The organism is Rathayibacter sp. AY1B7 (genome assembly GCF_002932735.1).
GTDB lineage: Bacteria > Actinomycetota > Actinomycetes > Actinomycetales > Microbacteriaceae > Rathayibacter.
On sequence record NZ_PSWK01000019.1, the window covers coordinates 55,759 to 75,324 of the forward strand.

The window sequence follows — 19,566 nt, forward strand, 5'->3', positions numbered from 1 at the left end:
GCCTGGTAGTGTCGTGCGGGTTTGCTGCCGAGTGCAGCGCGCCCCCTGTCGCAGCGGGACGGCCGCACGACCACTGCCGGTAACATACGTACACAAAACCCCCGCAAGTCCTCCTGTCCTCGTGCCGCCCCGTGCGGCCGCCCGGATGCGGATGCTTGCACCTAAGTCCTGAGGAGGACCCACAGTGGCTAAGGCCAAGTTCGAGCGGACCAAGCCGCACGTCAACATCGGAACCATCGGTCACGTCGACCACGGAAAGACCACGCTCACCGCGGCGATCTCGAAGGTTCTGGCGGACAAGTTCCCGTCCGCGACCAACGTCCAGCGTGACTTCGCGTCGATCGACTCCGCTCCCGAGGAGCGCCAGCGCGGCATCACGATCAACATCTCGCACGTCGAGTACGAGACGCCGAAGCGCCACTACGCGCACGTCGACGCCCCGGGTCACGCCGACTACATCAAGAACATGATCACCGGCGCGGCCCAGATGGACGGCGCGATCCTCGTGGTCGCCGCCACCGACGGCCCGATGGCTCAGACCCGTGAGCACGTCCTCCTCGCCAAGCAGGTCGGCGTCCCCTACCTCCTCGTCGCGCTGAACAAGGCCGACATGGTGGACGACGAGGAGATCCTGGAGCTCGTCGAGCTCGAGGTCCGCGAGCTCCTCTCGTCGCAGGGCTTCCCCGGCGACGACGCCCCCGTCGTGCGCGTCTCCGGCCTCAAGGCACTCGAGGGCGACGACACCTGGACCCAGTCGATCCTCGACCTGATGGACGCGGTCGACGAGTCCATCCCGGACCCGGTGCGCGACAAGGACAAGCCGTTCCTCATGCCGATCGAGGACGTCTTCACGATCACCGGTCGTGGAACCGTCGTCACCGGCCGTGCGGAGCGTGGAACCCTCGCTCTGAACTCCGAGGTCGAGATCGTGGGCATCCGCCCGACGCAGAAGACCACGGTCACCGGAATCGAGATGTTCCACAAGCAGCTCGACGAGGCCTGGGCCGGCGAGAACTGCGGTCTGCTCCTCCGCGGCACCAAGCGCGAGGACGTCGAGCGCGGCCAGGTCGTCGTCAAGCCGGGTTCGGTCACGCCGCACACGGACTTCGAGGGCACCGCGTACATTCTGTCCAAGGATGAGGGTGGGCGTCACAACCCGTTCTACGCGAACTACCGTCCGCAGTTCTACTTCCGCACCACCGACGTCACCGGCGTCATCACGCTGCCCGAGGGCACCGAGATGGTCATGCCCGGCGACACCACCGACATGACGGTCGCGCTGATCCAGCCGATCGCCATGGAGGAGGGCCTCGGCTTCGCCATCCGTGAGGGTGGACGCACCGTGGGTGCCGGTACGGTCACCAAGATCATCAAGTAGGTCCGTCCTACCGATCTCTCGAGAGGGGTCGTCCGCTTCGGCGGGCGGCCCCTCTCGTCGTTCCCGGGGACGCCCGGCTAGCGTGGCGGCATGCCCTTCGTGAAGAGCGACCCCCGTGCCCTCCCGCAGTTCTTCGAGTGGGAGGCGGCCGGCCTGGACTGGCTGCGCGAGGCGGACGGCGGTGCGCGCTGTGTCGGGGTGGAGAGGGTGTCGCCAGGGCGCATCGAGCTGGAGGAGATGCGCTCCGTGCGTCCCTCGGCCGAGTCGGCTCGGGCTCTCGGCGCCGCGCTCGCTCGGACGCACGACGCCGGAGCCGCGGCGTTCGGAGCGCCGCCCCCGGGATGGACCGGCCCCGCGTACATCGGCCGCCGCGGGATGCCGTGCCGCCCGGACGACTCGTGGGGGCGCTTCTACGCGGAGCAGCGGGTGCGGCCGTTCCTCGGCCCCGCCGTGGAGGCGGGCAACCTCACGGCAGCCGAGTCGCGGCTCGTCGAGCAGGCTCTGGGCCGGGTGGCGGCCGGAGCCTTCGACGACGGTGCGGGGCCCGCCCGGATCCACGGGGACCTCTGGACCGGCAACGTGCTCTGGACGGCGGACGGCGCCGTCCTGATCGACCCCGCCGCTCACGGGGGACACCGCGAGACCGATCTGGCGATGCTGGCCCTCTTCGGTGCTCCGCACCTCGACGCCGTCCTCGAGGGCTACCGCGAGCAGCATCCGCTGGGGGCCGGCTACGAGGAGCGGGTGCCGCTCCACCAGCTGCACCCGCTCGCCGTCCACGCCGCCGGTCACGGTCCCTCCTACGGCCGCGCCCTGGCAGACGCGGCGGAGCAGGTGATCGCACTGGCCGGCTGACCGGCGCGCCCGCACCGTTCCCCCAGCCGGGAGCGCCACACTGAGGCACGCGCCGCCCTGTGCGCGTTTACAAGGAGGCATCATCGTGGATCTCGGGAAGCTCGGACGCCAGGCCGGCGAACTGCTCAACAGCCGGAAGGCCCAGGACGCGCTGCGGAGCGAGAAGGCCGAGCAGGTCTCCGACCAGACCCTCGAGAAGGCGGGCGAGATCGCCAGCCGCCTCACCAACGGCAAGTACGACGACCGCATCGAGGACCTGAAGCGCCAGGCCGACAAGCGGATCGGCAACGAGTAGCAGCTGCCGTCCGACTGCTCCTCCCCGCCGTCAAGCGGGTGCGGGCCTCCGATCCGCCGTCCTATCGTCGAAGCGATGGCTGACACTCGCGCGCAACGACTCCGCAGGACCGATTCGAGCGGGCGCGGCTACACCCGGGTGCGCGCGGGCTCCGGCTTCAGCTACCGCGACCCGAAGGGCGCAACCGTCGCCGACAAGGAGCTGCGCGCGCGGTTCGACCATCTCGGCATCCCGCCGGCCTGGACGGACGTCTGGATCGCCCCGTACCCCAACGGGCACATCCAGGCCACCGGCGTCGACTCCGCCGGCCGCCGCCAGTACATCTACCATCCGACCTGGCGCGAGCAGAAGGACCGGATCAAGTTCGACCGGGCGCTGCGGCTCGCGGAGGCTCTGCCCGGGGCGCGCCGGGCCGTGACCATCGCCCTCCGCTCGGACGGACCCAGCCGCGAGCGCGCGCTGGCCACCGCCTTCCGGATGCTCGACACCGGATCGCTCCGCGTCGGCAGCGAGAGGTACGCGAAGGAGCACGAAAGCATCGGCCTCTCGACGCTCCTGTGCGCGCACGCCACGACCCACGGGGACCGGGTCGCCCTCGCCTTCCCCGGGAAGAGCCATCAGGCGTGGACGAGCGAGATCCTCGACCACGACCTCTCGCGCGTCGTCCGTGCTCTCAAGCGTCGCGGGCCGAACGCCCGCCTGCTCGCCTGGAAGGACGGGCGGGAGTGGCGGCCGATCTCGGCGCCCGAGATCAACGACTACGTGCGCGAGCGCGCCGGCGACGACTTCACGGCGAAGGACTTCCGCACTCTGCACGGCACGGTCGCGGCCGCGCTGAGCCTGGCGAAGTCGGGCCCGCAGGCCACGCAGCGCGCTCGGAACTCCGCGATCGCCCAGGCGATGCGCGACGCCTCGGACGTGCTCGGGAACACGCCGACGGTCGCCCGCGCCAGCTACGTCGACCCGCGGCTGCTCGACCACTTCCGCGCCGGCGAGACCATCGACGCGTCGCGCCCCGCGTCGGCCGAGACCGCCGTCCGGGCGCTGCTCTTCGAGTAGCGGGGGAGGCGCTCCGACCCGCGCTGCTGCTCGGAGCGACCGGCTCCCCAGGACCGTCACGACGTGCTCGCGGAGGAGTCCTCCGGCGCGACACGCCCGGGTTGCAGGGGTGGGGCATCTGTGGGAGACTCTTCTAGTTCAAAATTTCCTCTCGGGCGGCGTGCTGCTCGGAGGGGGACACTGCCAGGCAGTGCCGAGACGGCATCGCGGAGGCTCGACCCGAGAGGGCGGCCACGCGGGTGCGACGTCGAGGCGGCGGGTAGCAGAACGACAACAACCGACATCTCAACGGGTTCTCCGTGCGTCGTGCGTTCTGCACGCCGATCGGAGCGCCCCAGGCGTGCGGTGCTTTTGACAGAAGAACACTGGTTGCACTTTCCGCGTCACCGGAGTTCCTTCGCGAGCGCGTCCAATGCGAGACGAGTCCGGCTCCGGCCGGGGGAGTCGCGTACGACGCAATAACAAGAGAGTGAGAGATCACACATGGCGGGACAGAAGATCCGCATCCGACTGAAGTCGTACGACCACGAGGTCATCGACACGTCGGCGCGCAAGATCGTCGACACGGTCACCCGTGCCGGTGCAACGGTGGTCGGCCCCGTGCCGCTGCCGACCGAGAAGAACGTGGTCTGCGTGATCCGTTCTCCCCACAAGTACAAGGACAGCCGCGAGCACTTCGAGATGCGCACCCACAAGCGCCTCATCGACATCATCGACCCGACGCCCAAGGCCGTCGACTCGCTCATGCGCCTCGACCTGCCGGCCGACGTCAACATCGAGATCAAGCTCTAAGGAGGAGTGCCACCATGTCTGTCACTGTTTCCCCCACGCTGAAGACCAGCAAGGGCCTCCTCGGCACCAAGCTCGGAATGACCCAGGTCTGGGACGAGAACAACAAGCTCGTGCCGGTCACCGTCATCGAGATCAGCCCCAACGTCGTGACCCAGGTCCGCACGGAGGAGAAGGACGGCTACACCGCCGTCCAGCTCGCCGCCGGTGCGATCGACCCGCGCAAGGTGAACAAGCCCGCCGCCGGTCACTTCGACGCCGCGGGCGTCACCCCCCGCCGCCACCTCACCGAGGTCCGCACCTCCGACGCCGCCGACTACTCGGCCGGCCAGGAGCTGACCGTGGACGCCGTCTTCGAGGCCGGCACCAAGGTCGACGTCGTCGGCACCAGCAAGGGCAAGGGCTTCGCCGGTGTCATGAAGCGTCACAACTTCAAGGGCGTCTCGGCTTCGCACGGTTCGCACCGCAACCACCGCAAGCCCGGCTCCATCGGCGCCTCCTCGACCCCCAGCCGTGTCTTCAAGGGCATGCGCATGGCCGGTCGCATGGGTGGCGAGCGCGTCACCGTGCTCAACCTCAAGGTGCACTCCGTGGACGCCGAGAAGGGCCTGCTGCTCGTCAAGGGCGCCGTCCCCGGTGCCCGCGGTCGCCTCGTGTTCGTTCGCAACGCCGTGAAGGGAGCGTAGTTCCATGGCTACCTCTGTCGACATCATCGACGTCAAGGGCCAGAAGGCGGGCTCGGTCGAGCTCCCCGCCGCGCTCTTCGACGTCCAGACCAACATCCCCCTCATCCACCAGGTCGTCGTGGCCCAGCTCGCCGCGGCGCGCCAGGGAACCCACAAGACGAAGAACCGCGGTGAGGTCTCCGGAGCCGGTCGCAAGCCGTTCAAGCAGAAGGGAACCGGTCGCGCTCGTCAGGGCTCGATCCGCGCCCCGCACATGACCGGTGGTGGCGTGGTCCACGGACCGACCCCCCGCAGCTACGCGCAGCGCACCCCCAAGAAGATGATCGCCGCGGCTCTGCTCGGTGCTCTCTCGGACCGCGCCCGCGGTGCCCGCATCCACGTGGTCGAGTCCCTCGCCCTCGGCGACACCCCCCGGACCAAGGACGTCCTCGTCCTGCTCGACGCCCTCTCGGTGTCGCGCAACGTCCTCGTGGTGCTCGAGCGCGACGACTACATCGCCGAGCTCTCGCTCCGCAACGTGCCGTTCGTGCACATCCTGCCGGCCGACCAGCTCAACGCGTACGACGTGCTCGTCTCCGACGACATCGTGTTCTCGAAGGGCGCGCTCGACGCGTTCATCGCGGCCAAGTCGGGCGTCGAGTCCAACAAGGAAGAGGTGAACGCATGAGCCAGTCCGCCGCGTTCAACAAGGACCCCCGCGACGTCATCATCTCCCCGGTGGTCTCGGAGAAGTCCTACGGCCTGATCGACGAGGGCAAGTACACCTTCGTGGTCGACCCGCGTTCGAACAAGACCGAGATCAAGCTCGCCATCGAGAAGATCTTCGGCGTCGAGGTCGCGTCGATCAACACGCTGAACCGCCAGGGCAAGACCCGCCGCACGAAGTTCGGCACCGGCAAGCGCAAGGACACCAAGCGCGCGATCGTCACGCTGAAGTCCGGCTCCATCGACATCTTCACGAGCGTCGGCTGAGCCGAAGAAGCGTAGAGGAAACAGACAATGGCTATTCGTAAGTACAAGCCCACGACCCCCGGTCGCCGCGGCTCCAGCGTTGCCGACTTCGCCGAGATCACCCGCTCGACGCCCGAGAAGTCGCTCCTGCGCCCGCTGTCCAAGACCGGTGGCCGCAACAACTCCGGCCGCATCACGACGCGTCACATCGGTGGTGGCCACAAGCGCCAGTACCGTCTGATCGACTTCCGTCGCAACGACAAGGACGGCGTCAACGCCAAGGTCGCTCACATCGAGTACGACCCCAACCGCACGGCGCGCATCGCGCTGCTCCACTTCGTGGACGGCACCAAGCGCTACATCCTGGCCCCGAACAAGCTCTCGCAGGGCGACGTCGTGGAGTCGGGCGCCGGCGCCGACATCAAGCCCGGCAACAACCTGCCGCTGCGCAACATCCCGACCGGTACGGTCATCCACGCCATCGAGATCAAGCCGGGAGGCGGCGCCAAGCTCGCCCGCTCGGCCGGCACCTCGGTCCGCCTCGTCGCCAAGGACGGCCCCTACGCGCAGCTCCGCCTGCCGTCGGGCGAGATCCGCAACGTCGACGCGCGCTGCCGCGCCACGATCGGCGAGGTCGGCAACGCCGAGCAGTCGAACATCAACTGGGGCAAGGCCGGCCGCATGCGCTGGAAGGGCGTCCGCCCGACCGTCCGCGGTGTCGCGATGAACCCGGTCGACCACCCGCACGGTGGTGGAGAGGGCAAGACCTCCGGTGGACGCCACCCGGTCAGCCCGTGGGGTCAGTCCGAGGGACGCACCCGTCGCCCCAACAAGGAGAGCGACAAGCTCATCGTTCGCCGCCGCACCGCCGGTAAGAAGCGCAAGTAGGAGTTGTAGAAGATGCCTCGCAGTCTCAAGAAGGGCCCCTTCGTTGACGACCACCTGCTCCGCAAGGTGTTCACGGCCAACGAAGCCGGCAACAAGAACGTCATCAAGACCTGGTCGCGCCGTTCGATGATCATCCCGGCGATGCTGGGTCACACCATCGCGGTCCACGACGGTCGCAAGCACATCCCCGTGTTCGTGACCGAGACCATGGTCGGCCACAAGCTCGGCGAGTTCGCCCCCACTCGGACCTTCCGCGGTCACGAGAAGGACGACAAGAAGGGCCGTCGCCGCTGACGCGGCGACGAGAAGGAGGAGAGAAATGGTGGAGTCGATCGCACGCGTGCGACACATCCGCGTCACCCCCCAGAAGGCTCGCCGTGTCGTGAACCTGATCCGCGGGAAGCAGGCTCAGGAGGCACTGGCCATCCTGAAGTTCGCGCCGCAGGGTGCGTCCGAGCCCGTCTACAAGCTCGTCGCCTCGGCGATGGCCAACGCTCGCGTCAAGGCCGATGCCTCGAACGAGTACCTCGACGACCAGGACCTGATCGTGTCCCGCGCCTTCGTCGATGAGGGAACCACCCTCAAGCGATTCCAGCCCCGTGCTCAGGGTCGTGCCTTCCGCATCAACAAGCGCACCAGCCACATCACCGTCGTGCTGGCCACTCCTGAGGAGGGGACCAAGTAATGGGTCAGAAAGTAAACCCCTACGGTTTCCGTCTGGGAATCACCACCGACCACGTGTCGCGCTGGTTCTCCGACAGCACCAAGAAGGGCCAGCGGTACAGCGACTACCTCGCCGAGGACGTCAAGATCCGCCGACTCCTCGCCACGCAGCTCGACCGTGCGGGCGTCGCCCGCATCGAGATCGAGCGCACCCGTGACCGGGTCCGCGTCGACATCCACACCGCCCGCCCGGGCATCGTGATCGGCCGCCGCGGCGCCGAGGCCGAGCGCATCCGTGCCGACCTCGAGAAGCTCACGGGCAAGCAGATCCAGCTGAACATCCTCGAGGTCAAGAACCCCGAGGCCGAGGCTCAGCTGGTCGCCCAGGGCATCGCCGAGCAGCTCTCCGCCCGCGTGGCCTTCCGCCGCGCGATGCGCAAGGGCCTGCAGGGTGCTCAGCGCGCCGGCGCCAAGGGCGTCCGCATCCAGGTCTCCGGCCGCCTCGGCGGCGCCGAGATGAGCCGCTCGGAGTTCTACCGCGAGGGACGCGTGCCGCTGCACACCCTCCGCGCGAACATCGACTACGGCTTCTACGAGGCGAAGACCACCTTCGGCCGCATCGGCGTGAAGGTCTGGATCTACAAGGGCGACATCACCAACAAGGAGCTCGCCCGCGAGCAGGCGAACAGCAAGTCGTCGCGCCCCGAGCGCAGCGACCGTCCGCGCCGTGCACCCCGCCAGCAGAGCGAGGCGCCCGTCGCAGCAGGAGTTGAGGCATAACCATGTTGATTCCGCGTCGAGTCAAGCACCGCAAGCAGCACCACCCGGGCCGGTCCGGCCAGGCCACCGGTGGCACCAAGGTGTCGTTCGGTGAGTTCGGCATCCAGGCCCTCACCCCCGCCTACGTGACCAACCGTCAGATCGAGTCCGCTCGTATCGCGATGACGCGTCACATCAAGCGCGGCGGAAAGGTGTGGATCAACATCTACCCCGACCGTCCGCTCACCAAGAAGCCCGCCGAGACCCGCATGGGTTCCGGTAAGGGCTCGCCGGAGTGGTGGGTCGCGAACGTCAAGCCGGGTCGCGTCCTCTTCGAGGTCGCCGGCGTCGACGAGCAGCTCGCTCGTGAGGCCATGACCCGTGCCATCCACAAGCTGCCCCTCAAGGCACGCATCATCAAGCGCGAGGAGGGAGACGCGTAATGGCGATCGGATCCAAGGAGCTCGCCCCCGCCGAGCTCGACACCTACGAGGACGAGCGTCTCGTCACCGAGCTGAAGAAGGCCAAGGAGGAGCTGTTCAACCTCCGCTTCCAGTCGGCCACCGGTCAGCTGGACACCAACGGCCGCCTGCGTGCCGTCAAGCGCGACATCGCCCGCATCTACACGGTCATCCGTGAGCGCGAGCTGGGCATCCGCGCCACCCCCGCACCCGTCGAGGCCCCGGCCAAGGCGGAGAAGAAGCCCAAGACCAAGAAGGCCGCCAAGGCCGAGGTCGAGGCGACCGAGTCGAACGAGGAGGCCAAGTAATGGCAACCGTCAATGACAGCGCCGGCCACGAGTCGGCCGCCCACGACGTGAAGGAGGCGGGCGCTCGCGGATACCGCAAGACCCGTCGCGGCTACGTCACCAGCGACAAGATGGACAAGACCATCGTCGTCGAGGTCGAGGACCGGGTGAAGCACCCGCTGTACGGCAAGGTCATCCGCCGTACGTCCAAGGTCAAGGTCCACGACGAGCTGAACTCCGCCGGCATCGGCGACTCCGTCGTCATCAGCGAGACCCGTCCCCTCAGCGCCACCAAGCGCTGGCGCCTGGTCGAGATCCTCGAGAAGGCCAAGTAGGCCGCGGCCTACTTGAGTTAGCAGGAGAGACACATGCTTCAGCAAGAATCCCGAGTCAAGGTCGCCGACAACACCGGCGCCAAGATGCTCCTCACCATCCGCGTCCTCGGAGGCTCCGGCCGCCGCTACGCGGGCCTCGGTGACATCATCGTCGCCACCGTCAAGGACGCGATCCCCGGTGGCAACGTGAAGAAGGGCGACGTGGTCAAGGCCGTCATCGTCCGCACCATCAAGCAGACCCGTCGCGCCGACGGCTCGTACATCAAGTTCGACGAGAACGCCGCCGTCATCCTCAAGAACGACGGGGACCCCCGTGGCACCCGCATCTTCGGACCGGTCGGTCGCGAGCTCCGCGACAAGAAGTTCATGAAGATCGTCTCGCTGGCACCGGAGGTTATCTAGTCATGGCCAAGATCAAGAAGGGTGACCTCGTCCAGGTCATCTCGGGCGCTACCCAGGCCCGCGGTGGAGACCGCGGCAAGCAGGGCAAGGTCCTCGAGGTGCTGGTCGAGCGCAACCGCGTCGTCGTCGAGGGCGTGAACTTCGTCAAGAAGCACGTCCGCGTCGGCCAGACGCAGCGCGGCTCGAAGGAGGGCGGCATCGAGACCGTCGAGGCCTCGATCCACATCTCCAACGTCGCGCTCGTCGACCCGAAGACCAAGAAGCCGACCCGGGTCGGCCACCGCAACGTGGCCGTCACCAAGGACGGCGTGACCAAGACCGTTCGCGTGCGCTACGCGAAGGCGTCGGGTGAGGAACTGTAATGACTGACACCACCGCAGTGGCTGCGAAGGTTCAGCCGCGGCTCAAGGCCAAGTACCAGGCCGACATCATCCCCGCTCTCAAGGAGCAGTTCGGCTTCGGCAACGTCCACCAGGTCCCCGGCCTGGTCAAGGTCGTCGTCAACACCGGTGTCGGTGAGGCCGCCCGCGACGGCAAGATCATCGACGGCGCGGTCAAGGACCTCACCGCCATCACCGGTCAGAAGCCGCAGGTCACCAAGGCACGCAAGTCCATCGCGCAGTTCAAGCTGCGCGAGGGCCAGGCCATCGGCGCTCACGTCACCCTCCGGGGCGACCGCGCCTGGGAGTTCCTGGACCGCCTGCTCTCGGTGGCGCTGCCCCGCATCCGCGACTTCCGCGGGCTGTCGGACCGCCAGTTCGACGGCAACGGCAACTACACCTTCGGCATCACGGAGCAGTCGATCTTCCACGAGATCGACCAGGACCGCATCGACCGCGTCCGCGGCTTCGACGTGACCGTCGTGACCACCGCCAAGACCGACGACGAGGGTCGCGCGCTGCTCAAGCAGCTCGGCTTCCCGTTCAAGTCGTCGGACAACGCGTAAGCAGCAAGCCTCGAGGCCGGGGGACGGTGAGAACCGCCCTCCGGCCTCGTCGTGCGTCCGCCGTCGGACCGGTCCGTCCGGAGCCGGCGGCGGGCGCCACGCGGGATCCCCGGATCCCGTGCACGATCGGCCCTCGACCGCAGGACCTCGGCCATGTAGCATGGCTCGTTGGCCTGCGTTCGCGCGGCCGCATGGGCGTCGACGTCGTCGGCGCCGTCCCACACCACAGGTCGTCACTCTTGTAAAGGGTGCCGAAACCAGGCGAGAAAGGCACCATCAGCCATGACCATGACTGATCCGGTCGCAGATCTGCTGACCAGAATCCGTAACGCGAACTCCGCGCACCACGACTCCATCACCCTCCCGGGCTCGAAGCTCAAGGCGAACATCGCCGAGATCCTCAAGACCGAGGGCTACATCGCCGACTGGAAGGTCGAGGAGGCGCGCGTCGGCACGACGCTCTCCATCTCCCTCAAGTACGGCCCGAACCGCGAGCGCTCGATCGCCGGCATCAAGCGGGTCTCGAAGCCCGGACTCCGCGTGTACGCGAAGTCGGCCGAGATCCCCACCGTGCTCGGCGGCCTCGGCGTCGCCATCCTGTCCACCTCGAGCGGTCTCCTGACCGACCGCCAGGCCGAGAAGAAGGGCGTGGGTGGGGAAGTCCTCGCCTACGTGTGGTAACCCCTCATGTCGCGTATTGGAAGACTCCCCATCGAGATCCCGGCGGGCGTCGACGTCTCCGTCGCCGGATCCGCTGTGACCGTCAAGGGCCCCAAGGGCGAGCTGACCGTCTCGGTCGCCAGCCCCATCCAGGTGTCCGTCGAGAACGGCCAGGTGCTGGTCTCGCGTCCCGATGACGAGCGCGAGTCGCGCTCGCTCCACGGCCTCACCCGCACGCTCATCGCGAACGACATCATCGGTGTCACGCAGGGCTACTCCAAGGGCCTCGAGGTCGTCGGAACCGGTTACCGCGTGCTGGCGAAGGGCTCGGACATCGAGTTCGCGCTCGGCTTCTCGCACCCGGTCGTCGTCACCCCGCCCGCGGGCATCTCGTTCACGGTCGAGGGCAACAACAAGCTCACCGTGCACGGCATCTCGAAGCAGGCCGTCGGTGAGGTGGCCGCCAACATTCGTAAGATCCGCAAGCCCGAGCCCTACAAGGGCAAGGGCGTGCGCTACGCCGGCGAGGTCGTTCGCCGCAAGGCCGGAAAGAGCGGTAAGTGATCATGGGACTCGGAACCAGAGGAAAGAGCAAGTCCGCTGCGCGCGGTCGTCGTCACGACCGTCTGCGCAAGAAGGTCGTCGGATCCGCCGAGCGCCCCCGCCTCGTCGTCAACCGCTCGGCCCGCCACGTCTTCGTGCAGGTCGTCGACGACGCTCAGGGCCGCACCCTCGCGTCGGCGTCGACCCTCGAGGCCGACCTGCGCGTGTTCGACGGCGACAAGACCGCCAAGGCCCGCAAGGTCGGCGAGCTCGTCGCCGAGCGCGCCAAGAACGCCGGTGTCGAGGCGGTCGTCTTCGACCGCGGAGGCAACAAGTACGCCGGTCGCGTCGCCGCGATCGCCGATGGAGCACGAGAGGCAGGGCTCAACCTGTGAGCGCCGCAGAGAACAAGGAACCCGAGGTCGCCGCTGTGTCGGAGGCCCCCGTCGAGACCGCTGCGTCCACGCAGCCGCAGCAGGAGGCTCGTGAGCCCCGCCGCGGCGGCCGCGACCGCAACCAGGGTGGCCGCGACCGCGGTGGCCGTGACGCCGAGAAGAGCCAGTTCCTCGAGCGCGTCGTGACCATCAACCGCGTGTCGAAGGTCGTCAAGGGCGGCCGTCGCTTCAGCTTCACCGCGCTCGTGGTCGTCGGAGACGGCAACGGACTGGTGGGCGTCGGCTACGGCAAGGCCCGCGAGGTCCCGACCGCCATCTCCAAGGGCGTCGAGGAGGCGAAGAAGAACTTCTTCCGCGTCCCCCGCGTCGCCTCGACCATCCCGCACCCCGTCCAGGGTGAGGCCGCCGCCGGTGTGGTGCTCCTGCGCCCCGCCGCCGCGGGTACCGGTGTCATCGCCGGCGGTCCCGTCCGCGCCGTCCTCGAGTGCGCCGGCATCCACGACGTCCTGAGCAAGTCGCTCGGCTCGTCGAACACCATCAACATCGTCCACGCGACCGTCGAGGCTCTGAAGCAGCTCGAGGAGCCGCGCGCCGTCGCAGCTCGTCGTGGTCTCGACTTCGACCAGGTCGCGCCGGCACGTCTCGTCCGTGCCGAGGCCGACGCCCTCGCCGCCGCGTCCAACGCGAAGGCAGGTGCCTGATGGCCCAGCTCAAGGTGACCCAGATCAAGTCGAAGGTCAGCGAGAAGCAGTACCAGCGCGACACGCTGCGCTCGCTCGGCCTCAGGAAGATCGGTCAGAGCGTCGTCCGCGAGGACAACGCCCAGAACCGCGGATACGTGAAGACCGTCGCCCACCTGGTGAAGGTCGAGGAGATTGACTAATGGCTGAGACGAAGAAGGCCGCCGCCGCGGAGTCCACGACTCCCGCGCAGGCGACCACCACGAAGGGCGCGGCGGCGCCGGCGACCAAGGAGCACGTGCTCAAGGTCCACCACCTCCGCCCCGCTGCCGGAGCCAAGAAGGCCAAGACCCGCGTGGGTCGCGGTGAGGGCTCCAAGGGAAAGACCGCCGGTCGCGGCACCAAGGGCACCAAGGCCCGCTACCAGGTGCGCGTCGGCTTCGAGGGTGGGCAGATGCCGCTGCACATGCGCACCCCGAAGCTCCGCGGTTTCAAGAACCCGTTCCGGGTCGAGTACCAGGTCGTGAACCTGTCCGCTCTCGCGGAGCTCTACCCCCAGGGCGGCGACGTCACCATCGGCGACCTGGTCGCCAAGGGTGCTGTCCGCAAGAACGAGAAGGTCAAAGTCCTCGGGGACGGCGACATTGCGGTTAAGCTGAACGTCGCGGTCGACAAGGTCTCCAGCTCTGCCGAGCAGAAGATCGTCGCTGCGGGCGGATCCATCAAGTAGCACCAGCAGCTTGTCGGTCGAGCTTGCCACGCCGACTCCCTCCGGGAGCGCGTGGCAAGCTCGACCTGTATCCCGCACCACAGAATTGAGCAGGAGACCTTAGGTAGTGTTTGGCGCCGTTGCGCGGATCTTCCGCACCCCCGACCTCCGCCGCAAGATCGGCTTCACCCTCGCGATCGTGGCGATCTTCCGGCTGGGATCCTTCATCCCTGCTCCGTTCGTCGACTTCAGCGCCGTGCAGGCCTGTCTCGCCGGCAACCAGGGCACCTCGGGTCTCTACGAGCTCGTGAACCTCTTCAGCGGTGGAGCACTGCTCCAGCTGTCGATCTTCGCGCTCGGGATCATGCCGTACATCACGGCGTCGATCATCGTGCAGCTGCTGCGCGTGGTCATCCCTCACTTCGAGACCCTGTACAAGGAGGGGCAGTCCGGTCAGGGCAAGCTCACCCAGTACACGCGGTACCTCACCATCGCGCTCGGCGTCCTCCAGTCGACGACGCTGATCACCGTCGCCCGCTCGGGCGCCCTCTTCGGCAACTCCGGCGTCCCGGAGTGCTCGGCGCTCATCATCACCGACGAGTGGTACTCCATCCTCCTCATGGTCATCACCATGACCGCGGGCACCGGGATCATCATGTGGATGGGCGAGCTCATCACCGAGCGCGGCATAGGCAACGGCATGTCGCTGCTGATCTTCACCTCGATCGCCGCCCAGTTCCCCACCTCCCTGTGGTCGATCGCGCAGTCGCGCGGCTTCGAGACCTTCCTCCTCGTCCTCGGCGTGGGCCTCGTGCTCGTGGTCGCCGTGGTCTTCGTGGAGCAGTCGCAGCGGCGGATCCCCGTGCAGTACGCCAAGCGGATGGTCGGCCGCCGCACCTACGGCGGCAACAACACCTACATCCCGATCAAGGTCAACATGGCCGGCGTCGTGCCCGTCATCTTCGCCTCGTCGCTGCTGTACCTGCCCGCGCTCATCGCGCAGTTCAACCAGCCCGCCGCTGGCCAGGAGGCCCCGGTCTGGGTCACCTGGATCACGAACTACCTCACCAAGGGCGATCACCCGCTCTACATGGCGCTGTACTTCCTCCTGATCGTGGGCTTCACCTACTTCTACGTCGCGATCACCTTCAACCCGGACGAGGTCGCCGACAACATGAAGCGCTACGGCGGCTTCATCCCCGGCATCCGCGCCGGCCGCCCGACCGCCGAGTACCTCAACTACGTGCTCACCCGGGTGACGCTGCCCGGATCGGTCTACCTCGGCCTCATCGCGCTCGTGCCCCTCGTGGCCCTCGCGCTGGTCGGTGCGAACCAGAACTTCCCCTTCGGCGGCACGTCCATCCTGATCATCGTCGGAGTCGGCCTGGAGACGGTGAAGCAGATCGACTCCCAGCTGCAGCAGCGCCACTACGAAGGACTCCTCCGATGACGTCGCATCCGATCGGCTTCCGTCTCCTGCTGATCGGCCCTCCCGGCGCAGGCAAGGGGACCCAGGCCGCTCGGCTGAGCGACATCCTCCGGGTGCCCGCCATCTCGACCGGGGACATCTTCCGCGCGAACGTCGCCAACGAGACCGAGCTCGGTCTCCAGGCGAAGGCCTACCTCGACAACGGGCGCTACGTGCCGGACGAGCTGACCAACGCGATCGTGCACGACCGCCTCCAGGAGGCGGACGCGTCGACCGGGTTCCTGCTCGACGGCTACCCGCGCACCACGGAGCAGGTCGACGAGCTCGACCGCATCCTCGCCGCGGACGACAACCGGCTCGACGCGGTCGTCCAGCTGACGGCCGATCCCGACGAGGTCGTCGGCCGCCTGCTCAAGCGCTCGCTCGAGCAGGGGCGCAGCGACGACACCGAGGACGTCATCCGGCGCCGACTCGCGCTCTACGAGGAGCAGACCGCTCCGCTCATCGACGTCTACGCGGCCCGCGGGCTCGTGGTCGTGGTCGACGGCCTCGGGCCGGTCGACGAGGTGACCGAGCGGATCGTCGTCGCCCTCGAGGGCCACCGCGTGGGCCGCCTCGACACCCCGGCCGCCTGAGCCGTGGCGTTCCGCTCCTCGCTCTACAAGACGCCCGCGCAGCTGCAGTCGATGCTCGCTCCGGGCCTCGCCACGGCCGCCTCGCTCGATGCGGTCCGCGCGGCGATCCGCCCGGGCGTCACCACGCTCGAGCTCGACGCGATCGCCGAGTCGGCGATCGTCGCACTCGGCGGCCACTCGAACTTCCAGCTCGTCCCGGGCTACCGGCACACGATCTGCGCCTCGGTCAACGACGAGGTGGTCCACGGCATCCCCGGCGGGCGCGTGCTCGAGCCGGGCGACCTGGTCTCCATCGACAGCGGCGCCGAGATCGACGGCTGGAACGGCGACTCCGCGATGACGGTGGTCCTGCCCGATCCCTCCCGCCCGGAGGAGGTCGCGGCACGCGCCGAGCTCTCGCGGGTGACCGAGGGATCCCTGTGGCGGGGGATCGCCGCCCTCGCCTCCGCCCGCCATCTCAACGAGGTCGGCGCGGCGATCGAGGAGTACATCGAGGACGAGGCCGAGCGCTCGGGCCGCGTCTACGGCATCCTCACCGACTACATCGGCCACGGCATCGGGCGCACCATGCACGAGGCTCCGCCGGTCTTCAACTACCGGGTGCGCCAGCGCGGCCCCGAGGTGAAGCCGGGACTCGTCGTCGCGATCGAGCCGATGGTCACCGCGGGCAGCGCCGAGACCTTCGTCCGCGAGGACGAGTGGACGGTCGCGACCGAGGACAGCAGCATGGCCGCCCACTGGGAGCACTCCGTCGCCGTGCACCACGACGGCATCTGGGTCACCACGCTCGCCGACGGCGGCGCGGCCGGCCTCGCCCCCTACGGGATCGTGCCGACGCCCTTCGCCTAGAGGCCCCAACGCGGAGCTCCTCCGATCCGATGCGGAGGAGGCTCCTCGTGGCCTCTCGCGCCCGGCGGGGGTGCGTCGGGCGCCCACGAAGCGCGGGAGCGGGAGGACGACAGCGCCCTCCGGCTCCACCCGGAGTGCGGGTGTCGGCTAGCTGTCGATCACCCGCACCAGCTCCTCGATGAAGCCGCCGAAGTCCGTGGAGCGCCGGATGAGGCGCTGCACCTCCGCCCGGTCGGCGAACACCTCGACGAACTGGTCGAACACCGACTGGAAGGTGCTGCGGCCGGCCGAGGCGAACGCGATCATCGCGATCACGTTCACCCGCTGCTCGCCCCACTCCATCGCGGTGTCGTTCACGACGATCGCGATGGAGGTGCGGCGGGCGCTCATCGCCATCGCGTGCGGGACCGCGAGGTTGTCGGTGAACGCCGTGGAGCTCATCCGCTCGCGCTCGATGGCGCCGTCGACGTAGTCCTCGTCGATGATGCCGCCGGCGATCATCCGCTCGCCCAGCATCCGGATCATCGCCGCCTCGTCGCGCGCGTGCACGTTGCGGAAGAACAGCTCCTCGTCGAAGAACTGCAGCAGCTCGTCCTTGATCTGCGCGCGGCGGCGGTGCCGGCGGACGCGGGCGATGGCCCGGCGCACCGTCTCGACGTCGTGGTCGGTGAGGAACGGCTGCACGACCACGACGTCGTCTGACGCGGGGCGCTCGTCGATCGTGGTGATCACGAGGTCGGCGGTGAGCCGGTCCCAGTCGACGTCGCTCCGCGTGATCAGCGAGCGCACCTCCACCTCGGTGCCGAGCGAGCGCTCGACGCGCAGGCGCAGCATGTGAGCGAGGTCGTAGTAGTTGGGGCAGACGATCACGCAGGACAGACGCTCCTCCCGCCGGGACACCCGCTCGAGGAACGAGCCGACGTGGAGGGCGATGTAGGCGATCTCGTCCTCGTTGACCACGACGCCCCGCCGGCGCTGCAGCCCGCTCGCCAGGAACACGGCGATCTCGTAGGTCATCGGGTAGCTGGTCTTGATCGAGCGGGTGAGCGGGTTGCGGGAGTAGCCGCCCTCGGCGGCCCGGGCGATCAGGTTCCGCACGTGCAGGGCGAGGCGGACGATGAAGCCCTCGTCGTCGAGGTCGACCAGGTACTCGCGGTTGACGTCGGCGACGAGCTCGCGGACGACGGCGAGGTCCTCCGGGTCGAGGTAGTTCTCGACCACGGCGGCGACCGGCTCGTTCTGCCCGGGCGTCGCCACCCGCGTCGTCATCAGGATCGCGAGCTGGGCGAGCTCGGCGTCGGTCAGGCGCGTCGCGAAGTGCCGCTCCACCAGCTCCGCCAGCAGGGCCGCGAGCTCGCCGTGGATCGCGGGGGAGGGGCGGGAGCCGGAGGGGTCCCCGATGCCCCGGGCGACGCGGTCGACGGCGATCGCGATGTGGAGGAGGACGCTGTTCACGCCGTAGTCGTTGATGTAGTAGCCGCGGGTCTCGAGCTCGGCCAGCAGCTCGGTCTTGAAGGCGCCGAGGCCGGGGGAGGCGAATTCGCGCTGGACGTCGTCGAGCGTGAAGACGCCCTGCGCGCTCTCGTCGCGGAACATCCGCGAGATCAGGCGGCGGCGGGCCTCCTCGCTGCCCTCGAGGCGCACCGACGGGCCGCGCCGGACCAGCCCGAGGCCGGCCTCGTCGGCGAGGGCCTTCACCCGGCGCAGATCGGCGTCGACGGTCGACTCGCTCACCGACAGCGCGTCGGCGAGGGCGAAGACGTCCAGGCCCTCGTCGGAGTCGACCAGGCGGCGGACGATGCTGTACAGCCGGTCACGCGGTGTGTCGGGCTCGACGTCGCGGCTGCGCTGCGCCTCCAGGTAGGCCGCGTACGCCTCGCGCGCGAGCCGGTAGCCGTTCGCGGAGGACTCGACCGGCTCCAGCGGGGCGGCCTGCGCCTTCACCGCGGTGACGTAGCTCCGGACGCTGCGGGTGGTGACTCCGAGCCTGTCGGCGAGCTCGTGCGCCGTCACCCAGCCGTCGGCGCGGGAGAGGTACTCCAGCAGTCGTTCGCGGTTGTCAGGCATCAGGCTCCAGGCGTGCGGTCGGGGCGGGCGCCGGGAGCGCCACGACCCTGCCGCGGGCCCGCAGGAGGCGGGCGGCGAGTCGTACGTCCCGTCAGTCAATCACCCCGGCGACGCGCCCGGGAGCCCCCGCGCCGCGGGTGGAAGGGGCCGTCTTCCGCCCCCGCGGAAGATTGTCTGCTGGAGGGTGCCGCCCCTCCGAGGGGATGCTTGGATGAATCACGACCCGGACGCGAGGAGGCGAACGAGGTGCGGAAGATCCTGATCGTCTGCGGTGCAGGCGCGTCGAGCACGTTCCTGGCCCACCGGCTGCGAGCGGGCGCGAAGGAGCGCGGCATGGATGCCGTGTTCCACTCCGAGACCCTCACCGGTCTCGACCACTCCCTCCCCGAGGCCGACGTCCTCCTCGTGGGGCCGCACCTCGAGTCGCAGTTCGACGGACTCCGCCACCGTGCGGAGCTCGTGGGAGCCGCGGCCGCCCTCCTCCCGCCCGATGTCTTCGGAGCGCACGGTGCCGATGCCGTGCTCGAGACCCTGCCCGTCCTCTTCGCCGCTCGCGCGGTCGTCGCAGGCGCGGACGGGGACTCCTCCACCCGCCCGGTCCGTCCGGGCGAGCCCGACTCCGGGCACCACTGATGCAGTTGCGACTGCAGGATCAAGGAGAAACGTTCATGGTCGAGCGCACCGTGCAGGTTGCATCGTCGAAGGGCCTCCACGCCCGCCCCGCCTCGCTCTTCAGCCAGGCCGCGGCGAAGTCGGGTCAGAAGGTCCTCGTCGCCAAGGGCGACGCGACCCCGGTCAACGCCGCGTCGATCCTCGGGATCATCTCGCTCGGCATCGAGCACGGC

30 protein-coding genes are annotated in these 19,566 nt (G+C 68.7%); 29 read left to right on the plus strand and 1 reads right to left on the minus strand.

Annotated features, from left to right (window positions below; all coding sequences use genetic code 11):
• Nucleotides 1-184: 184 nt before the first annotated feature.
• From tuf to map, 27 genes are all read left to right on the plus strand, one after another.
• The gene (gene tuf / locus C5C95_RS11545; RefSeq protein WP_104224570.1) at nucleotides 185-1,378 is read left to right on the plus strand and encodes an elongation factor Tu; all 1,194 of its coding nucleotides are present in this window, start codon (nucleotides 185-187) and stop codon (nucleotides 1,376-1,378) included.
• Nucleotides 1,379-1,468: 90 nt separating this feature from the next.
• Nucleotides 1,469-2,233, plus strand: coding sequence for a fructosamine kinase family protein (locus C5C95_RS11550; RefSeq protein ID WP_104324483.1), 765 nt, complete (start codon nucleotides 1,469-1,471; stop codon nucleotides 2,231-2,233).
• Nucleotides 2,234-2,318: 85 nt separating this feature from the next.
• Nucleotides 2,319-2,528 (plus strand): antitoxin, encoded by a 210-nt coding sequence (locus C5C95_RS11555; protein WP_159939075.1) that lies wholly within the window; start codon nucleotides 2,319-2,321, stop codon nucleotides 2,526-2,528.
• Between the two features lie 75 nt (nucleotides 2,529-2,603).
• Nucleotides 2,604-3,587, plus strand: coding sequence for a DNA topoisomerase IB (locus tag C5C95_RS11560; RefSeq protein ID WP_104324484.1), 984 nt, complete (start codon nucleotides 2,604-2,606; stop codon nucleotides 3,585-3,587).
• 483 nt (nucleotides 3,588-4,070) lie between these two features.
• A complete protein-coding gene (gene rpsJ, locus C5C95_RS11565) occupies nucleotides 4,071-4,379 on the plus strand; it encodes a 30S ribosomal protein S10 (protein ID WP_005050520.1) in 309 nt (102 codons plus the stop codon).
• A 14-nt stretch (nucleotides 4,380-4,393) separates the two neighbouring features.
• Nucleotides 4,394-5,062 carry a 50S ribosomal protein L3 gene (gene rplC, locus C5C95_RS11570; RefSeq protein WP_104224566.1) on the plus strand — a complete coding sequence of 223 codons (669 nt, stop codon included), beginning with the start codon at nucleotides 4,394-4,396 and terminating at the stop codon, nucleotides 5,060-5,062.
• A gap of 4 nt (nucleotides 5,063-5,066) precedes the next feature.
• Nucleotides 5,067-5,729, plus strand: a complete 663-nt coding sequence (rplD, locus tag C5C95_RS11575) for a 50S ribosomal protein L4 (RefSeq protein WP_104224565.1) — start codon at nucleotides 5,067-5,069, stop codon at nucleotides 5,727-5,729.
• Entirely contained in the window at nucleotides 5,726-6,034 is a 309-nt protein-coding gene (rplW, locus tag C5C95_RS11580; protein WP_068209445.1) for a 50S ribosomal protein L23, read from the plus strand. Before rplD ends, rplW begins: the two co-directional genes overlap by 4 nt.
• A gap of 27 nt (nucleotides 6,035-6,061) precedes the next feature.
• A complete protein-coding gene (rplB, locus tag C5C95_RS11585) occupies nucleotides 6,062-6,901 on the plus strand; it encodes a 50S ribosomal protein L2 (protein ID WP_068251462.1) in 840 nt (279 codons plus the stop codon).
• 12 nt (nucleotides 6,902-6,913) lie between these two features.
• Nucleotides 6,914-7,195, plus strand: coding sequence for a 30S ribosomal protein S19 (gene rpsS / locus C5C95_RS11590; RefSeq protein ID WP_055787078.1), 282 nt, complete (start codon nucleotides 6,914-6,916; stop codon nucleotides 7,193-7,195).
• A gap of 25 nt (nucleotides 7,196-7,220) precedes the next feature.
• A complete protein-coding gene (rplV, locus tag C5C95_RS11595; protein WP_077221988.1) occupies nucleotides 7,221-7,586 on the plus strand; it encodes a 50S ribosomal protein L22 in 366 nt (121 codons plus the stop codon).
• Nucleotides 7,586-8,344 carry a 30S ribosomal protein S3 gene (gene rpsC / locus C5C95_RS11600; protein WP_068209439.1) on the plus strand — a complete coding sequence of 253 codons (759 nt, stop codon included), beginning with the start codon at nucleotides 7,586-7,588 and terminating at the stop codon, nucleotides 8,342-8,344. Before rplV ends, rpsC begins: the two co-directional genes overlap by 1 nt.
• Nucleotides 8,345-8,346: 2 nt before the next feature.
• Nucleotides 8,347-8,766 (plus strand): 50S ribosomal protein L16, encoded by a 420-nt coding sequence (rplP, locus tag C5C95_RS11605; protein WP_068209436.1) that lies wholly within the window; start codon nucleotides 8,347-8,349, stop codon nucleotides 8,764-8,766.
• A complete protein-coding gene (gene rpmC / locus C5C95_RS11610) occupies nucleotides 8,766-9,092 on the plus strand; it encodes a 50S ribosomal protein L29 (RefSeq protein ID WP_104224564.1) in 327 nt (108 codons plus the stop codon). The genes rplP and rpmC overlap by 1 nt, the downstream gene beginning before the upstream one ends.
• On the plus strand, nucleotides 9,092-9,406 hold the full coding sequence (gene rpsQ / locus C5C95_RS11615; RefSeq protein ID WP_104224563.1) for a 30S ribosomal protein S17: 315 nt from the start codon (nucleotides 9,092-9,094) through the stop codon (nucleotides 9,404-9,406). The genes rpmC and rpsQ overlap by 1 nt, the downstream gene beginning before the upstream one ends.
• A 33-nt stretch (nucleotides 9,407-9,439) precedes the next feature.
• Nucleotides 9,440-9,808, plus strand: a complete 369-nt coding sequence (gene rplN, locus C5C95_RS11620) for a 50S ribosomal protein L14 (RefSeq protein WP_104224562.1) — start codon at nucleotides 9,440-9,442, stop codon at nucleotides 9,806-9,808.
• Between the two features lie 2 nt (nucleotides 9,809-9,810).
• Nucleotides 9,811-10,170 carry a 50S ribosomal protein L24 gene (rplX, locus tag C5C95_RS11625; protein WP_104224561.1) on the plus strand — a complete coding sequence of 120 codons (360 nt, stop codon included), beginning with the start codon at nucleotides 9,811-9,813 and terminating at the stop codon, nucleotides 10,168-10,170.
• Nucleotides 10,170-10,754: a 50S ribosomal protein L5 gene (gene rplE / locus C5C95_RS11630; protein WP_068209425.1), complete on the plus strand. Its 585-nt coding sequence runs from the start codon at nucleotides 10,170-10,172 to the stop codon at nucleotides 10,752-10,754. Before rplX ends, rplE begins: the two co-directional genes overlap by 1 nt.
• Before the next feature lie 282 nt (nucleotides 10,755-11,036).
• Nucleotides 11,037-11,435 carry a 30S ribosomal protein S8 gene (gene rpsH, locus C5C95_RS11635; RefSeq protein WP_068209423.1) on the plus strand — a complete coding sequence of 133 codons (399 nt, stop codon included), beginning with the start codon at nucleotides 11,037-11,039 and terminating at the stop codon, nucleotides 11,433-11,435.
• A gap of 6 nt (nucleotides 11,436-11,441) precedes the next feature.
• Nucleotides 11,442-11,978 (plus strand): 50S ribosomal protein L6, encoded by a 537-nt coding sequence (rplF, locus tag C5C95_RS11640; RefSeq protein ID WP_104224560.1) that lies wholly within the window; start codon nucleotides 11,442-11,444, stop codon nucleotides 11,976-11,978.
• A 2-nt stretch (nucleotides 11,979-11,980) separates the two neighbouring features.
• Nucleotides 11,981-12,352, plus strand: coding sequence for a 50S ribosomal protein L18 (gene rplR, locus C5C95_RS11645; protein ID WP_056037296.1), 372 nt, complete (start codon nucleotides 11,981-11,983; stop codon nucleotides 12,350-12,352).
• Nucleotides 12,349-13,053: a 30S ribosomal protein S5 gene (rpsE, locus tag C5C95_RS11650; protein ID WP_104224559.1), complete on the plus strand. Its 705-nt coding sequence runs from the start codon at nucleotides 12,349-12,351 to the stop codon at nucleotides 13,051-13,053. Before rplR ends, rpsE begins: the two co-directional genes overlap by 4 nt.
• Nucleotides 13,053-13,235 (plus strand): 50S ribosomal protein L30, encoded by a 183-nt coding sequence (gene rpmD, locus C5C95_RS11655; protein WP_181024623.1) that lies wholly within the window; start codon nucleotides 13,053-13,055, stop codon nucleotides 13,233-13,235. Before rpsE ends, rpmD begins: the two co-directional genes overlap by 1 nt.
• A complete protein-coding gene (rplO, locus tag C5C95_RS11660) occupies nucleotides 13,235-13,762 on the plus strand; it encodes a 50S ribosomal protein L15 (protein ID WP_104226755.1) in 528 nt (175 codons plus the stop codon). The genes rpmD and rplO overlap by 1 nt, the downstream gene beginning before the upstream one ends.
• A gap of 106 nt (nucleotides 13,763-13,868) precedes the next feature.
• Nucleotides 13,869-15,191, plus strand: a complete 1,323-nt coding sequence (gene secY, locus C5C95_RS11665) for a preprotein translocase subunit SecY (protein ID WP_104224557.1) — start codon at nucleotides 13,869-13,871, stop codon at nucleotides 15,189-15,191.
• Nucleotides 15,188-15,805 (plus strand): adenylate kinase, encoded by a 618-nt coding sequence (locus tag C5C95_RS11670; protein WP_181028829.1) that lies wholly within the window; start codon nucleotides 15,188-15,190, stop codon nucleotides 15,803-15,805. Before secY ends, C5C95_RS11670 begins: the two co-directional genes overlap by 4 nt.
• Nucleotides 15,806-15,808: 3 nt before the next feature.
• Nucleotides 15,809-16,654, plus strand: a complete 846-nt coding sequence (gene map, locus C5C95_RS11675) for a type I methionyl aminopeptidase (RefSeq protein ID WP_104324485.1) — start codon at nucleotides 15,809-15,811, stop codon at nucleotides 16,652-16,654.
• A gap of 147 nt (nucleotides 16,655-16,801) precedes the next feature.
• On the opposite strand, the gene C5C95_RS11680 is transcribed toward map, so the two are convergent.
• A complete protein-coding gene (locus C5C95_RS11680) occupies nucleotides 16,802-18,721 on the minus strand; it encodes a BglG family transcription antiterminator (RefSeq protein WP_104260916.1) in 1,920 nt (639 codons plus the stop codon).
• Between the two features lie 207 nt (nucleotides 18,722-18,928).
• On the opposite strand from C5C95_RS11680, the gene C5C95_RS11685 reads away from it, so the two are divergent.
• Both C5C95_RS11685 and C5C95_RS11690 read left to right on the plus strand, forming a co-directional pair.
• Nucleotides 18,929-19,354: a PTS sugar transporter subunit IIB gene (locus C5C95_RS11685; RefSeq protein WP_181125660.1), complete on the plus strand. Its 426-nt coding sequence runs from the start codon at nucleotides 18,929-18,931 to the stop codon at nucleotides 19,352-19,354.
• A 35-nt stretch (nucleotides 19,355-19,389) separates the two neighbouring features.
• A partial coding sequence (locus tag C5C95_RS11690; RefSeq protein WP_104255706.1) for an HPr family phosphocarrier protein occupies nucleotides 19,390-19,566 on the plus strand: 177 nt, incomplete at its 3' end.